The organism is Bradyrhizobium sp. USDA 4461 (assembly GCF_054055655.1).
The window spans coordinates 5856775-5872894 of the sequence record NZ_JBSRXM010000001.1; the positions used below are offsets into that span (position 1 = coordinate 5856775).

Consider the following 16120-nt stretch of genomic DNA (forward strand, 5'->3'; position numbering starts at 1 on the left):
GCTCTTACAAATCCTGCCGCGTCAGCCGGCCGTGCACCAGCACCGGCCGCGCGGCCGGCTTGCTCGGCGCGTCGCCCATCGTCAGCGCCATCACCGATACCGTGACCACCCGATCGACGATTGCGCGGACGTCGTCGAGATCGCATTTGCCTTCCGACAGCCGCAGCAGGCGTTCCTTCTCGCGGATGGTGTGGTGCGCCATCGCGAGCGCGAAGTGCAGGCCCCAATACAGTTCGGTATCGTCGCGGCCCGGCATCGCGCGGCGCATCGCGGGCGGCGAACTTGCGCAAATGATCGACCTCGCGGTTCTTGATGCGGCGGATCGGCGGCACCGATTCGATCGAGGCGCGGATCATGAAGCGTGCTGCGGTCGAGCCCTCGCGGTCCGGCCCGAGGCAGCCGCGCAGAGTGGGGCCGACGAGGGCGCGCATGATGTCCTCGATCGCGGCGCGGCCGCCGCCTGCTTCTTCCGCCGCCTTCAATTCATTGAGGCGTTCGCGGTTGGTCTGGATGCTGCGGGTGACGAACAGCTCCGCGATCAATTCGTCCTTGGAGCCGAAATGATAATTCACCGCCGCAAGGTTGACGTTCGCCTCCGCGACGATGTCGCGCAGCGTGACATCGCCGAAGCCGCGATCGGCATAGAGCCGTTCGGCGGCGGCGAGAATGGCGGATCGGGTGTGATCGCTGGCCATGGCTGAGAGCCTTTCCGTTATTCCGCGGCGCGATGCGCCGGAACGACGAAGACGACAGGGAGTTGCATTTCAAACATTTGTATGAAACTATCGTTTGAAGAGCCGGAAATGTCAATCCGCAGATCGCGGGGCGGCGTTCTGGCACACCAGCGCCATCCGTCCGCGAACGCCCTTGCGAGCCGCGGGGGCGGGGCGGACAATGTTGTTCAAAAGGCCAAGACCCAAACGGCCCAAGTCTAGGAAACGAGGAGCGTCCCATGGATTTCACGATGTCGCCCAAGCAGAAGGAATGGCTGGAGCGCGTTCAGGCTTTCATGAAAACGCACGTCCGCCCGGCGGTGCCGATCTATGAGAAGCAGGACGCCGAAGGGCCGCGCTGGAAGGTGATCCCGGTCCTCGAGGACCTGAAGAAGAAGGCGAAGGCCGAAGGGCTCTGGAACATGTTCATGCCGCCGTCCTCGCATGAGGATGACGAATTCCACGGCGCGGGACTGACCAATCTCGAATACGCGCTGCTGTCGGAAGAGATGGGCCACATCTCCTGGGCCTCGGAAGTGTTCAACTGCTCCGCGCCCGATACCGGCAACATGGAAGTGTTCATCCGCTACGGCACCAAGGAGCAGAAGCGCAAATGGCTGCGCCCGCTGATGGACGGCGAGATCCGCTCCGCCTTCCTGATGACCGAGCCGGCGGTGGCGTCCTCCGATGCCACCAACATCGAGACCCGGATCGAGAAGGACGGCGATCACTACGTCATCAACGGCCGCAAATGGTGGTCGTCGGGCGTCGGCGATCCCCGTTGCAAGATCGCGATCCTGATGGGCAAGACCGACTTCAACGCCGCCAAGCATCAGCAGCAGTCGCAGATCCTGGTGCCGCTCGATACCCCCGGCATCAAGGTCGAGAAGATGCTGCCGGTGTTCGGCTTCGACGACGCGCCGCACGGCCATGCCCAGGTGCTGCTGGAGAACGTCCGCGTGCCGAAGGAGAACATCCTGCTCGGCGAGGGCCGCGGCTTCGAGATCGCGCAGGGCCGTCTCGGCCCGGGCCGCATCCATCACTGCATGCGCACCATCGGCCAGGCCGAAGAGGCGCTGGAGAAAATGGTGAAGCGGCTCGCCTCGCGCACCGCGTTCGGCAAGAAGATCATCGAGCATTCGGTCTGGGAGCAGCGCATCGGCGAGGCCCGCACCGACATCGAGATGAACCGTCTGCTCTGCCTCAAGGCCGCCGACATGATGGACAAGGTCGGCAACAAGACCGCGCAGGCCGAGATCGCGATGATCAAGGTCGCAGCGCCCAACATGGCGCTGAAGATCATCGACCAGGCGATCCAGGCGTTCGGCGGCGGCGGCGTCTCCGACGACGCCGGGCTCGCGCGCGCCTATGCCCACATCCGCACGCTCCGTCTCGCCGACGGTCCGGACGAGGTGCATAATCGCGCCATTGCCAGGCTCGAAGTTCGGAAGTATGCAAACACGTCACATTGAGCATGATGCGGAACGCATGGCGTTCGCGCGCACATCGTGCTCAGAATGAAAAAGACAAATCAGGCTGGCTGGCCAGCCTGATCGCGGGAGCGCCCAACGCGCTCCCTGAAAAATCGAGTTGAGGGAGCGTCATCGTGGCGGACGGCGTCAGGAAAGACGAGGAATTTTCCGGAACACGGGAAGTCGAGGAGCGCCATCGTGTCAACGAGGCGAACCTCGATGCCTGGATGAAGCAGCACGTCGAGGGCTATCAGGGTCCGCTCAAGGTCCTGCAGTTCAAGGGTGGCCAGTCCAACCCGACCTACAAGCTCGAAACCCCCGGCCGCAACTATGTGATGCGCCGCCGGCCGTTCGGTAAACTGTTGCCGTCGGCTCATGCGGTGGATCGCGAGTTCCGCGTCATCGCGGCGCTCGGCAAGCAGAACTTCCCGGTCGCCAAAGCCTACGCGCTGTGCACCGACGATGCGGTGATCGGCTCGGCCTTCTACATCATGTCGATGGAGGAAGGGCGGGTATTCTGGGATCCGACGCTGCCGAGCCAGCAGCCGGACGCGCGCCGGAAAATCTTCACCAGCAAGATCGAGACGCTGGCCAAGCTGCACGTCCTCGATCCCGAGAAGATCGGCCTCGGCGATTTCGGCAAGCCCGGCAATTATTTTGCGCGCCAGGTCGATCGCTGGACCAAGCAGTACCGCGCGTCCGAGACGCAGCACATTCCGGAATTCGAGAAGCTCGCCGAGTGGCTGCCGAAGACGGTGCCCGAGCAGAAGCGGGTCTCGGTCGTGCACGGCGACTATCGCCTCGACAACATGATCTTCCACGCCACCGAGCCGCGGGTGCAGGCGGTGCTGGACTGGGAATTGTCGACGCTCGGCGATCCCATGGCCGACTTCACCTATCTGTTGATGCAGTGGACCATGCCGGGCCTCGCCAATGCCGATCTCAAGGCGTTGAACATCCCGAGCCAGGACGAGGCCGCGCAGATCTATTGCAACGTCACCGGCATGGCCGTGCCGGATCTCAACTGGTACTTCTCCTACAATCTGTTCCGCCTCGCCGGCATCACGCAGGGCATCGCGGGCCGCGTCCGCGACGGCACCGCCGCGAATGCCAAGGCCCTCGAATCGGCCGCGCGCACCGTGCCGCTGTCGAAGGCGTCATGGGAATACGCGCAGAAGGCCGGCGCGGTCTGATCCGACAAAGCGGCGCGATCCACAGGGGTCGCGCCGCTGTTGCGGGCTGCGGCATGTTTCCACACTGTAGTCATCTGTGACTTGAGTTCGCTGCGCCGCTTTGGCAATTCAGTCCGATCGATATTTCCCGCCTGGTCCTGATCGGACATTTTCGTTTTGCCCCTCTCTTCGAATCTACGCGGCAGCCTGTTCATGGCTGCGGCCATGGCCAGCTTCACGGTCAACGACACCATCACCAAGGCGGTGGCGGCGGAGCTCAATATCGGGGAGATCCTGCTGGTCCGCGGCCTGGTCGCGATGGTGCTGGTCGCGGCGCTCGCGTGGTACCGCGATGCGCTGCGTAGCTTCAGCGCGCTACTGATCTGGCCGGTCGGCCTGCGCGTGCTCGGCGAGATCGGCGGCACGCTGACCTATCTCTCGGCGATCGCGCAGATCCCGCTCGCCAATGCGTCGGCGATCTTCCAGGCGCTGCCGCTCGTGATCACGCTCGGCGCGGCGCTGGTGTTCGGCGAGCCGGTCGGCTGGCGGCGCTGGCTTGCGATCGCGGCCGGCTTCATCGGCGTGCTGGTGATCGTCCGTCCCGGTGCAGAAGGCTTCAGCCAGGCGTCGCTGCTGGCGCTGGCCTCGGTCGGCTTCTGCGCGGTGCGCGATCTCGCCACCCGCCGCATCCCGAAGCAATTGCCGACCGTGTTCATCACGCTGCTCACGACTGTCACGGTGACGACGGCCGGCGCCGCCGTACTGGTGCCGCTCGGCGGCTGGAAGGCGCCGTCCGGCCAGGCGCTCGGCCTGCTCACACTCGCCGCGGTCCTGATCCTGATCGGTTATCAGTGCATCATCGTGTCGCTGCGCACGGGCGACATCTCGGCGGTGGCGCCGTTCCGTTACACCGCGCTGCCATGGGCGATGCTGACCGGCTATCTCGCCTTCGGCCATAAGCCCGACGGTGCGATGCTAGCCGGCGCCGCGATCATCGTGGCCTCCGGCCTCTATGCCTTCTACCGCGAGCGCAAGCGCGACAAGCTCCGCCCCGCCGCAACGGGACCGGGCCTGCCGCCGGATGGGCTGTAGGGAATTTGTAGGGCGGATACTGCGTCACACGCGCTGTTTTCGGCCGATTCTGAGAAGCCGTGAACGAATCTAGCCGTCATTGCGAGCGAAGCGAAGCAATCCATCGGTCCGCAAACGCGGTTGGATGGATTGCTTCGTCGCTTTCGCTCCTCGCAATGACGGCGGAGGCAGAATTATGACGCAGTAAGACTAATCCGCCCTACACGTCCAGCCTCACTTCGCGCAATGCGCAATCAGCCTGGCGACGAAATCTCCGCAGGCCTCGAGCTGCGACATCTCGACGAACTCATCCGGCGTATGCGCCTGCGCGATCGAGCCGGGGCCGACCACCACCGACGGCACGTCGGCCATGCTCACGAACAGGCTGGCCTCGGTGCCGAAGGCGACCTTGGCGTGGTCGTTGCGGCCGGCAAACTGCTTGGCGAGAGTGACGATCGGCGCGTCGGCCGCGGTGTCGAGCGCGGGGTAATCGAGGATCTCCTCGAAGTCGATGCCGCAATCCGGATGCCGCGCGCGCATCTTTGGTTCGATCTCGGCCTTCGCCCAGGCGACGATCGCATCGGTGACCTCGCGCGACTCGGTGATCCCGATGCCGCGGCATTCGAAATCCACCGTGCAGTGATCGGGCACGATGTTCAGCGCGGCGCCACCATGCACGACGCTGGTCAGCAGCGTGGAGTGCGGCACGTCGTAGAGACTGTCGCGCTCGCGCTTCGCGGCAAGCTGCCCGGCGCGGCGGCGGATCTCGGCGATCAGGTCGGCCGCGTACTCGATGGCGTTGACGCCGTCGGGCGCGATCGAGGAGTGTCGCGCGAGCCCGCGGAAGGTGGCGCGCACGCCGTGCTTGCCCTTGTGCCCGATGATCACCTGCATCTGGGTCGGCTCGCCGACGAAGCAGCCGAGCGGCCGGATCGGCTTGCGCGCGACCTCGCGCAGCATCGGCCGCACGCCGACGCAGCCGATCTCCTCGTCATAGGAGATCGCAAGATTGATCGGCGTCTTCAGGTCGGTCGCGAGCATTTCCGGCACCATCGCGAGACACACCGCGACAAAGCCCTTCATGTCGGTGGTGCCGCGGCCGTACAGCCGGCCGTCGCGCTCGACCAGTTCGAACGGGTCGTGGCTCCAGTCCTGTCCCGCGACCGGCACGACGTCGGTATGCCCCGATAGAGCAAGCCCGGCCTTGTCATCGGGGCCGATCGTCACCCACAGCGAGGACTTCTGTCCGGTGTCGTCGACAATGCGCTGGCTGCCGACGCCAAGCGCGGCGAGATAGCGCTCGATGTAGTCGATCAGAGGCAGGTTGCTGCGGTCACTGATGGTGTCGAAGGCGACGAGGTCGGCCAATAGCTTGCGGATACGGTCGGAACGTGGATTTTGCATTGCCTGTTCGTTTGCCGGGAGTGTGTTGGGAATTGCGACGGCGATCTTGCCAGCGAAGTATAACAGCTGGTTTGCCTGCCGGGTCCAAGCAATATCCGGGCCGGGACCGGGGGCGTTGCGCGGCGATAGCGACAGACCTGCGAAGCCGGACCGGTGTTGCTCATTCGACACGACGGGCAACTCAGCAAAACCTGTCAATCCTGCCCAGCAAAAATAATTCGGTTTATCGTAATGACAACTCGGTGTATGGTGTACCCGTCTCACCCGACACGAGGGGCGCTTCGCGGTCGTCACGAACGCGGGTCGAGATGCGGTGGACGCTGCGCGTGGCCTGACGAGAGCACGCAAGGCGGACGGCGAAATCGTGCAGGCCTGACGCCCTAGCGGTAGGTGTCTCTTCCGATTGCGCAAATGCGCGTTGTGAAGACGGTGACAACAAAGCCAAGTCTCGCCGGGGAGAGCACGTATAAGCCGTAAGCCATCGCGCAGGGAAAGCCGGATTGCTCCGGTTACACCTGTGGTCCTACCCCCGTGCTTTCTACCCCATTGCTCGGGGCCCATGGGTGCGATCGGCACCCGGCTTTCCCTGCGCCCTCTTCGAGAAGAGGGCGGAACGAAATGCAAAGCTCGGGCAATTCATGTCGCGAGAACGCGAAGCTATATCCCCACCACTACTGTCATCGCCCGGCTCGATGTTTAGACCGGAGACATGGCTGACGCCTGTTCCGACACATCACTGACAGGTCTGCCATTGGTCAAGTCGATTGATGCGACCTGCCAGCTGGCGAAGAAGATTCCGTAGTTGCCGTCGCGGTTGAGCGGTCTGATCGCAAGAGGCTCGCCGCAGAAGGCTTGCGGGACTTTCCACATCTGCCCCCGGAAGGCGACGTAGCTCCGTGTCGAGGAGACGATGCGAACGATCTCTCCGGTATCGTATTCGACCTTCGGAACACGGTTCGGCATGGCGCGAGAACTCGGCCGGTAGCGGTCGGCTGGGACAGCCATGCCGAGCGCCTCGTGAGGCCGCTCCAAATTGTAGAGTGTGCGCCAGCTATCCAGGGCACGCTGGACTTCCGGCAAAGTGCGGAACGAGCGCAGGGCAAACACTTCCGCTTTCAAACTGCGATGGAAGCGCTCGTTCTTGCCGCGGCCCTGCGGGTGACACGGCCTGGCATGCACCACATGGATGCCGAGCTTGAGCAGCCAGACCTTCAGCGCGGTCCAGCGAGCGCCGGACGTATCGCCCCAGGGCGAGCCGTTGTCGATGTAAAAGGCGTCCGGTAGGCCATAGCGGCGAAAGGTATCGGTCAGATGCTTCTGCACGTTGGGGCGCTGCTCATTGGCACATGCCTTCAGGCACAGAGCATAGCGCGAGTGATCGTCCACCATGGTCAGCGGATGGCACCGCGTCCCGTTGCCGAGAGGCATGTGGCCCTTGAAGTCCATCTGCCACAGCTGATTGGGAGCCTCCTTCTCAAAGCGATGGCCTGGCGGACCGGGCGGTGCCTTCTCACTCGGCTTGATCCGCTCATGTCGGCACAGGATCCGATGCACCGTAGAGGCCACTGGCACAGCTTGCCCGTCCCGCTTCAGGCAATGGGCGATCTTGCGCGCTCCCCAGGCCGGATGCTTGTCGCGGACCGCCACCACCTGCGCCTCCAGCGCGATCGCACTGCGCTTGGGCATCGTCTTCGGTCGACGGGACTGATTGGCCAGTTCCCGATCGCCGGCATGCCACCGCCTCAGCCACTTGTAGCCGACATCAGGACTGATCCCAAAGCGCCGGCACAGCTCTCGCCGGTTCGCGCCTTCCTGCAGAGCAAGCCGCACAAACTCTCGTCGCTGATCCATCACTGACACCTCGCTCCACGGCATGGACGGCTCCCGAATCGACCAATCCAGCCAATTTTGACGTGTCAGCTATGTCTCCGAACACCTGTCAGTGATCTGTCCGGTCTAAACACTCGACCGGGCGATCCAGTACGCCGCGGCTTCTCGGCTCAAGCACCGCCGTCTCTGGAATACTGGATCACCCGGTCAAGCCGGGTGATGACACCGAAAGCGTGGCAATTGAATCGAGACTGATCTTCATCGTCGTCCCGGCGAAGACCGGGACCCGTTACCCCAAATGCGCATTGTTGGGCGACGCCGGGGCCACAAATCTCGTTCACAACGGAATGCGGTGGTTATGGGTCCCGGCCCCCGTGCGCAATTGCGCACTCGGCCGGGACGACGGTGGTAGGCGCCGCTGTCGCGTGATCCGGAATCGGCACCGCGAACGGAGAGCACCCCTGCTAGATCGGCTTGCCCGTATACGGCATCGAGGCGGTGAGGCCGCCGTCGACCGGAATCGCTTGGCCGTTGACGTAGGATGCTTCGTCGCTTGCCAGGAACAATCCCATCGCGGCGAGCTCGTGCGGCTGGCCGGGGCGCTTCAGCGGATTGAGCTGGCCGATCTTGTCCTGGGTGCCGCGCTCCTTGGCGCGGTCGAACACCGGCTTGGTCATGCCGGTTTCGATCAGGCCGGGGCAGATCGCATTGATGCGCACGCCGGTGCCGGAGAGCGAGTAGGCGGTGGTCTGCACCAGGCTGATGACGCCGGCCTTGCTCGCGCCATAGGGATGTCCGCTGGCGCCGGACTTCAGGCCCGCGACCGAGGCCGTGCAGACGATCGAGCCATGGCCCTGCCTGGTCATGTGCGGGATCGAATGCTTGATCGCGAGGAACGGGCCGATCAGATTGACGCGCAGCACTTCCTGCCAATGTTCCGGCGTCTGGTCGGCGAGCGGCACGAGGCCGCCGCTCACGCCGGCATTGGCCCAGATCGCATCGAGCTTGCCGTAAGTCGAGACCGCCTTCTCGATGAAGGCCTTCACGTCGCTCTCCGATCCGGCATCGGCGGTGACGGCCTCAATGGTGCCGCCGGCGTCGCGCACCAGTTTTGCGGTTTCGTTGACGCCGTCGCTGCGATCGACCGCGATCAGCTTGGCACCTTCCCTGGTGAACAGCAGCGACGCCGCGCGGCCGATGCCGCTGCCGGCGCCGGTGATGATGACGGATTTGCCTTCGAGGCGGCCCATAGGTTTCTCCCTGTTCACGTGATCCTCCGTGCGTCTGCCGCGCGACGGAATTCAAACAAAATTTCAAACGTCCGATGCACTTGAGACGAGGTGCGGCGTGACGTACAGCGTGACGGGACACTATTGAAGGGCTCATCCGATGTCCAATCCAGAGAAGCCTGACGTGACGGTGACGCGGTGGTGGTGGGTTCGTCACGCGCCGGTGCGCAGCGACGGCGGCAACATCTACGGGCAGGAGGATATCGACTGCGACACCGGTGACGTCGAAGTGTTCGAGGCGGTCGCAAAGATGCTGCCGCGCAATGCCGTGTGGTATTCGAGCAATCTGAAGCGCACGCACAAGACCGCTGATGCGATCTGGGCCGCCGGTTATCCGAAGCCCGGCAGCATGACGCAGGAGCGCGACTTCGCCGAGCTGCATCTCGGACGCTGGCAGGGCATGAACCGCGCCGCCTTCCTCGCCAGTCGTCCGCCGGGCAATCTCTGGTTCGCCGACGTCAACGAGCCGGCCCCCGGCGGCGAGAGTTTCATGGATCTCTACACCCGCGTCTGCCGCACCATCGTGCGGATCACCGCTGCGGAGGCCGGCAAGGACATCATCGCGGTCGGCCATGGCGGCGTGATCCGGGCCGCGGTCGGTCTTGCGCTGGGCGGCCAGCCGGACCGTGGCCTGTCGTTCGACATCGACAATGTCTCGGTGACGCGGCTCGATCACATCGCGGCGCCCAACGTGTCGACCTGGCGGCTGCCGATGGTCAACCAGCAGCCCTGGATCGCCGATCCCCGCCACGCCGCGATGCATCAGCCGTCCGGGCCCGAGGTGCGGCCGGCGGGCAAGCTCGCGTGATGACGCTATCGCAACACGACAACGCTGCTTAAGCTCAAAATAGAATTCAAACACCTTACATCAGGGAGAAAACCATGACCTTGTTCGACATGAAGGGAAAAGTCGCCGTCATCACCGGCTCGACGCGCGGCATCGGACGTGCGATCGCCGAGCGGATGGCCGAGCACGGCGCCAAGGTGGTGATCTCCTCGCGCAAGGCCGACGTCTGCGAGCAGGTCGCGAGCGAGATCAACGACACTTACGGCAAGGGCACCGCGGTTGCGATCGCGGCCAACATCTCGTCGAAGGAAAATCTGCAGAACCTGGTCGATGAGAGCAACCGCGCCTTCGGCAAGATCGACGTGCTGGTCTGCAACGCGGCATCCAATCCCTACTATGGCCCGCTCGCCGGCATCTCCGACGATCAGTTCCGGAAAATCCTCGACAACAACATCGTCGCCAACAACTGGCTGATTTCGATGGTGGTGCCGCAGATGATCGAGCGCAAGGACGGCTCCATCATCATTGTCTCCTCGATCGGTGGATTGAAGGGCTCGACCATCCTCGGCGCCTACGCGATCTCCAAGGCCGCCGACATGCAGCTCGCGCGCAACCTCGCGTGCGAATACGGCAAGCACAACATCCGCGTGAACTGCATCGCGCCCGGCCTGATCAAGACCGATTTCGCCAAGGCGCTGTGGGACAATCCCGACAATCTGAAGGCCTCGACCGCACGCTCGCCGCTGCTGCGGATCGGCGTGCCGGACGAGATCGCCGGCGCCGCGGTGCTCATGGGCTCGCGCGCCGGCGACTTCATGACCGGCCAGACCGTCGTGATCGACGGTGGCGCGACGATCAGCTGACGCGTGTTGGTGCGCAAAGCGCGCCATACCTTCAACTCGTCATCACCCGCGAAAGCGGGTGATCCAGTACGCCGAGGCCTCTCGGTTCATCACGACTGCCGCGGCGTACTGGATGCCCCGCATCCGCGGGGCATGACAATGTTGGACGTGGAGCGAGGCGTATCCGCCTCACTCCACCGCGGCGTACACCCCGTTCCGCACCAGCGAGCGGGTGTATTCGCGCTGGCCGGGGCCTTGCATCATGAAGACCGCGATCAGGTCTTCGCTCGGATCGATCCAGAAGAACGTGCCGGCCATGCCGCTCCAGAAATATTGGCCGACCGAGCCGGAGAACGGCGCGATGCCCTGCTGGGTGCGCACTGCGAATCCGAGACCGAAGCTGTGGCCGGGCGACACCAAGGTGCCCTGGACCTTGACGCCGGCGCCAAGGTGATCGGAGGCCATGAAGGCAAGCGTCTTGCGGCCGATGATCCTGGTGCCGTCGAGTGTGCCGCCGTTGAGCAGCATCTGCGCGAAGCGGGCATAGTCCATCGTGGTCGACACCAGCCCGCCGCCGCCGGATTCCATCGCCGGCTTCTCCAGCATGTTGAACAGCTGCACCTTCTCGTTGGTCCAGGGATCGTTGGCAAACGCCTCGGCGAGCCGGCCGGCATTGGCTTCGGCGGTGTGGAAGGCGGTCTCGTTCATTTGCAGCGGCGCGAGGATGCGCTCAGTCAGGAACGCGCCGAGCGTCTTCCCGCTGACGACCTCGATGATGCGGCCGAGGATGTCGGTGGAGCGGCTGTAGTTCCACTCGGCGCCAGGCTGGCAGACCAGCGGCATGGCGGCGAGCATGGTGGCGTGCTCGGCATTGGTGATCTTGCGGCTGCGCAGCCGCGACTGCTTGTAGAGCTCCTGCACCGGGCCGCTGCCGGTGTGGTCATAGGTCAAACCCGAGGTGTGGCGCAGCAGGTCCTGGATCGTCATCTGCCGCTGCACGGGAACGAGCTCGAGCTTGCCGTTATGCTCGACGCCGACCTTGGTCTCGGCGAACTCCGGAATGAACTTTGCGACGGGATCGTCGAGCAGGAAGTGGCCGTCCTCCAAGAGCTGCATGATGCCGACCGAGACGATCGGCTTGGTCATCGAGAAGATGCGGAAGATCGAGTCATGGGTCATCGGTGCCGCGGCGGTCGGGCTTTGCCGGCCGATGGCCTCGAACCAGCCGATCTGGCCGCGGCGGGCCACCAGCACGGTGAAGCCGGGCGCGGTTCCCTTGTCGACCTCGCGCTTGAAGGTGTCGGACATCGCCTGCAGCCGCGTGCTCGACAGCCCGATCGAGTCGGGCTTGGCGAGGGGAAGGGACGGGGTGGTTGGGCTGGCGGCGTGCTTGGTGGCGGTCTGGACGTTCATGGTCTCTCCCTGGTTCTTGATTCTTGCGGCGTGGCGCCGACGCGGGGTGATCGCCGAACTTTGGCGCAGAAGTTTTGCAATGAACAGAAGCTTCACCGCTTCGCCCTTGCAAACCGGCCATGCCCTGTGCTTGAAACGGCGCGAACCGGCGGCGACGCCGGTTCCCTGCAGGAGTGTAGCTCAATTGGTAGAGCACCGGTCTCCAAAACCGGGGGTCGCAGGTTCGAGCCCTGCCACTCCTGCCAGCTTTTAGCTAATAATTTGAATGTCTTGGCCGAGGTCTTGGACCCCGGCCATGATCGTTCTCAGCTATTTGATCAGCGGGCAGCCGCCGTCCTTCATCGGCCGGAACGCCTGATCGCCGGGCACCTCGGCGAGCACCTTGTAGTAATCCCACGGCGCCTTCGATTCCTCGGGCTTCTTGACCTCGAACAGGAACATCGAGTGCACCATGCGGCCGTCCTCGCGCACCACGCCGTTGTCGGTGAAGGCGTCGCGCACCGGGGTCGCGCGCATCTTGGCCAAGACCGGCTTGGTCTCCCTGGTGCCGGCGGCCTTCACCGCATTGAGGTAGTGCAGGGTGGCGCTGTAGGTCGCGGCCTGGTTCATGGTCGGCGTCCGCTTCATGCGCTCGAAGAAGCGCTTGCCGAAGGCGCGGGTGCGGTCGTTGAGGTCCCAGTAGTAGGCCTCGGTGATGATCAGGCCCTGCGCGAGCTTCAGCCCGAGGCTGTGGATGTCGGAGATGAACATCACGACGCCGGCGAGGTTCTGCCCGCCGGCGACGACGCCGAATTCGGCGGCCTGCTTGATCGCGTTGATGGTATCGCCGCCGCCATTGGCGAGGCCGATGATCTTGGCCTTCGACGCCTGCGCCTGCAGCAGGAAAGACGAAAAATCCGGCGTGTTGAGCGGATGCCGCGCGCTGCCGACCACCTTGCCGCCGGCGGCACGGACCACGTCGCCGGTGTCGCGCTCGATCGAGTGGCCGAACAGATAGTCGGCGGTGATGAAGAACCAGGTGTCCCCGCCGTTCTTCACGATCGCGCTGCCGACGGTGTGGGCGTTGGCGTAGGTGTCGTAGGTCCAGTGCAGCGTGTAGGGCGAGCACGATTTGCCGGTGATGTCGGAGCTCGCCGCATCCGTCACGATCATGATCTTCTCGAACTGCTTCGACATCTCCATGCCGGAGAGCGCGGTCGCCGAGGTCGGCATGTCGATGATCATGTCGACGCCCTCGGCCTCGTACCATTTGCGGGTGATGGTGGCGGCGACGTCGGCCTTGTTGAGGGGATCGGCGGTGACGAGCTCGATCGGCTTGCCGAACATCGAGCCGCCGAACTCCTCGATCGCCATCTTGGTGGCCTCGACGTTCCCGGCGCCGCCGATGTCGGAATAGACCGACTGGAAATCGGTCAGCACGCCGATCTTGAGCGGCGTCTGCTGCGCAAGCGCGGGCCCCGCCAGCATGGCGGCGAGCAGCCCGGCCGCGGACAGACTCGTTGCGATGGATCTCATGACGATGGACCTCCCCGGATGTTCTTATCTGTTTGTCCGACAAAGCTAGGTTTGCCCGGTTCCGGTGTCAATTCTGGCCAGCGTGGTGCGACAATCCGGCCGAAAATGACGCATTTGACGCTCGAACAGCCTTCGCCTACACTTTGTCCGACAAACGACAATCGGGAGCCCAAAGTGGCCGCCACGCCGCTGTTCCGCCGGATCGATGTCGCGCCGGCCTATCAAAAGGTCGCCGACGCGATCGAACGCGAGATCATCAACGGCCGGATCAAGCCGGGCGAGCCGATCGGCACCGAGCAGCAGCTGGTCGAACAGTTCGGCGTCAACCGCTCGACGGTGCGCGAAGGCATTCGCGTGCTCGAGGAGGGCGGGCTGATCCGCCGCGATTCCAGCCGCCGATTGCAGGCCTGCCTGCCGCGCTACAACAAGCTCGCCACGCGATTGTCGCGCGCGCTGATCCTGCACGAGGTCACGTTCCGCGAGTTGTTCGAGACCTCGATGACGCTGGAGGTCGCAAGCGTTGAGGGCGCGGTGGAGCGCGCGACCGACGAGAACATCGCCGAGCTCGCCGGCAATCTCGCGCGCAGCGCGGATGTGGTCGGCGATCCCGCCGGTCTCGCCGAGCTCGATGCGGAATTCCATGTGCTGATGGCCAAGGCTTCGCAGAATCGCGTGTTGCAGCTCGCCCGCGAGCCGGCCGCGCAGCTGTTCTTCCCGACCACCGAGATGATCGTCGGTGGCGTGCCTGAGGGCGGCGCCCGGCTTGTCGAGGCGCATCGCCACATCCTCGAGGCGATCAGGCGGCGCGACAGGGAGGCCGGCGTGCTGTGGACGCGGCGGCACTTGCAGGACTGGCGGCGCGGCTTCGAGAAGATCGCCTCGCTCGATCGCTCGGTCGAGCACACCTACATGGAACACGCCTACGCGGCGCGGCAGTAGCGGCGGCGCGGCGACAACGAGACAACGACAAAAAGCACATTCGGGAGGGACAAATGAGCGACAACATCGCAGCAACCATCCAGCGCGCCCGCGAGCACAGTATCGGCGATCTGCTGCGCCGGTCGGCCAAGCGCTATCCCGACAAGACCGCGCTGATCTGCGGCGAGGTGAGATGGACCTTTGCGGAGATGGACGCGATCTGCAACCGGCTGGGACGCGGCTTGCTCGCGCTCGGCGTCGCGAAGGGCGATCGCATCGCGGTGCTGTCGCGCAATTCGCACGGCTTCGCCGCGCTGCGCTTCGCCGTGGCGCGAATCGGCGCCATCCTGGTTCCGATCAACTTCATGCTCAATCCCGACGAGATCAATTTCATCCTCGCCAATTCCGGTGCCAAGCTGCTCGCGGTCGGGCCCGATTTCGTCGAGACGGCGCACGCTGCGGCCGCCAAGGGCTCGGCGGTCGAAACCCTGATCTGGTTGCCGGGCGAGGATCCGGCCACAGCACCCGAAGGCATCACGACCTTCGACAGCCTCCTGCACGGCGACGCCTCGGCGCCGGATGCCTCGGTCGACAGCCGCGATCCCGCGCAGATCATCTACACCAGTGGCACGGAGTCGCTGCCGAAGGGCGCGATCCTCACCCATGAAGCCGTGATGTGGCAGTATGTCAGTTGCATCATCGACGGCGGCATGGCGACCGACGACATCGTGCTGCACGCGCTGCCGCTCTATCATTGCGCGCAGCTCGACGTGTTCCTGGGGCCCGCGATCTATCTCGGCGCCACCAGTCTCATCACCGGCAAGCCGGTGCCGGACAATGTCCTGGCGCTGATCGCGGCGCACAAGATCAACTCGTTCTTCGCGCCGCCGACGATCTGGATCGCGATGCTGCGCTCGCCCGCTTTCGACCGCACCGATCTGTCGACGCTGCGCAAGGGCTATTACGGCGCCTCGATCATGCCTGTCGAGGTGCTGCTCGAATTGCAGCGCCGGCTGCCCGAGGTGAAGTTCTGGAATTTCTACGGCCAGACCGAGATCGCGCCGCTCGCGACCGTGCTGTCGCCTGATGACCAGCTGCCGAACGCTGGCTCCGCCGGCAAGCCTGCGATCAATGTCGAGACGCGGGTGGTCAGGCCAGACATGACCGACGTTGCGGTCGGGGAGGTCGGCGAGATCGTGCACCGTTCGCCGCATCTGTTGTCCGGCTACTACAACGATCCGGCCAAGACGGCGGCGGCGTTTGCCGGCGGCTGGTTTCATTCCGGCGATCTCGCAACCGTCGATGCCGGCGGCTACATCACGGTCGTCGATCGCGTGAAGGACATGATCAAGAGCGGCGGCGAGAATGTCGCAAGCCGCGAGGTCGAGGAGACGATCTATCGGCTGCCTGGAGTGTCGGAAGTCGCGGTGGTCGGGCTGCCCGATCCGCGCTGGATCGAGGCGGTGACCGCGATCGTCGTGGTGAAGGCCGGCCACAACCTCGATGCCGAGGCCGTCATCACGCACTGCGCGGCGTCGATGGCCCACTTCAAGGTGCCGAAGCGGATCATCTTCGTGGAGAGCCTGCCGAAGAATCCGAGCGGCAAGCTGCTGAAGCGCGAGCTGCGGCAGCGCTATGTCGGCGGTGCCACGCTGGATCAGGCGGTGCAGAAGAGCTTCGCGGGATAACGCCTT

The 16120-nt window shown here is 64.5% G+C and carries 12 protein-coding genes, 1 tRNA gene and 1 pseudogene; 8 read left to right on the forward strand and 6 right to left on the reverse strand.

The annotated features are described in order from the left end of the window. Positions 1-4: 4 nt before the first annotated feature. Positions 5-695: pseudogene (locus tag ACVINW_RS27385) on the reverse strand (TetR/AcrR family transcriptional regulator). 257 nt (positions 696-952) lie between these two features. Here ACVINW_RS27385 and ACVINW_RS27390 point away from each other — a divergent pair. The 3 genes from ACVINW_RS27390 to ACVINW_RS27400 all read left to right on the forward strand — a co-directional run bounded on the left by ACVINW_RS27390 (position 953) and on the right by ACVINW_RS27400 (position 4449). Then, positions 953-2185 carry an acyl-CoA dehydrogenase family protein gene (locus ACVINW_RS27390; protein WP_456754173.1) on the forward strand — a complete coding sequence of 411 codons (1233 nt, stop codon included), beginning with the start codon at positions 953-955 and terminating at the stop codon, positions 2183-2185. Between the two features lie 134 nt (positions 2186-2319). Continuing rightward, a complete protein-coding gene (locus ACVINW_RS27395) occupies positions 2320-3378 on the forward strand; it encodes a phosphotransferase family protein (RefSeq protein WP_456754174.1) in 1059 nt (352 codons plus the stop codon). A 156-nt stretch (positions 3379-3534) separates the two neighbouring features. Then, positions 3535-4449, forward strand: a complete 915-nt coding sequence (locus tag ACVINW_RS27400; protein ID WP_456754175.1) for a DMT family transporter — start codon at positions 3535-3537, stop codon at positions 4447-4449. Between the two features lie 213 nt (positions 4450-4662). On the opposite strand, the gene argE is transcribed toward ACVINW_RS27400, so the two are convergent. The 3 genes from argE to ACVINW_RS27415 all read right to left on the reverse strand — a co-directional run bounded on the left by argE (position 4663) and on the right by ACVINW_RS27415 (position 8912). Next, positions 4663-5832, reverse strand: coding sequence for an acetylornithine deacetylase (gene argE / locus ACVINW_RS27405; RefSeq protein WP_456754176.1), 1170 nt, complete (start codon positions 5830-5832; stop codon positions 4663-4665). 696 nt (positions 5833-6528) lie between these two features. Next, on the reverse strand, positions 6529-7707 hold the full coding sequence (locus tag ACVINW_RS27410; protein ID WP_456749619.1) for an IS481 family transposase: 1179 nt from the start codon (positions 7705-7707) through the stop codon (positions 6529-6531). A 419-nt stretch (positions 7708-8126) separates the two neighbouring features. Then, positions 8127-8912, reverse strand: a complete 786-nt coding sequence (locus tag ACVINW_RS27415) for an SDR family NAD(P)-dependent oxidoreductase (protein WP_456754177.1) — start codon at positions 8910-8912, stop codon at positions 8127-8129. Positions 8913-9051: 139 nt separating this feature from the next. Here ACVINW_RS27415 and ACVINW_RS27420 point away from each other — a divergent pair, with 139 nt between their 5' ends. Together ACVINW_RS27420 and ACVINW_RS27425 are read left to right on the forward strand one after the other, a co-directional pair. After that, a complete protein-coding gene (locus ACVINW_RS27420) occupies positions 9052-9759 on the forward strand; it encodes a histidine phosphatase family protein (RefSeq protein ID WP_456754178.1) in 708 nt (235 codons plus the stop codon). 74 nt (positions 9760-9833) lie between these two features. Further along, positions 9834-10601: an SDR family NAD(P)-dependent oxidoreductase gene (locus ACVINW_RS27425; protein WP_456754179.1), complete on the forward strand. Its 768-nt coding sequence runs from the start codon at positions 9834-9836 to the stop codon at positions 10599-10601. A gap of 168 nt (positions 10602-10769) precedes the next feature. Here ACVINW_RS27425 and ACVINW_RS27430 read toward each other — a convergent pair whose 3' ends face one another. Beyond that, positions 10770-11993 (reverse strand): serine hydrolase domain-containing protein, encoded by a 1224-nt coding sequence (locus ACVINW_RS27430; RefSeq protein ID WP_456754180.1) that lies wholly within the window; start codon positions 11991-11993, stop codon positions 10770-10772. A 169-nt stretch (positions 11994-12162) separates the two neighbouring features. Between ACVINW_RS27430 and ACVINW_RS27435 the strand changes: the two genes are divergently transcribed. Beyond that, positions 12163-12238: transfer RNA gene (locus ACVINW_RS27435), tRNA-Trp, on the forward strand. 64 nt (positions 12239-12302) lie between these two features. Here ACVINW_RS27435 and ACVINW_RS27440 read toward each other — a convergent pair. Continuing rightward, on the reverse strand, positions 12303-13508 hold the full coding sequence (locus ACVINW_RS27440) for an ABC transporter substrate-binding protein (RefSeq protein WP_456754181.1): 1206 nt from the start codon (positions 13506-13508) through the stop codon (positions 12303-12305). 174 nt (positions 13509-13682) lie between these two features. On the opposite strand from ACVINW_RS27440, the gene ACVINW_RS27445 reads away from it, so the two are divergent. Then, positions 13683-14447 (forward strand): FadR/GntR family transcriptional regulator, encoded by a 765-nt coding sequence (locus ACVINW_RS27445; RefSeq protein WP_456754182.1) that lies wholly within the window; start codon positions 13683-13685, stop codon positions 14445-14447. Positions 14448-14500: 53 nt separating this feature from the next. After that, entirely contained in the window at positions 14501-16114 is a 1614-nt protein-coding gene (locus ACVINW_RS27450) for an acyl-CoA synthetase (RefSeq protein ID WP_456754183.1), read from the forward strand. Positions 16115-16120: the final 6 nt, after the last annotated feature.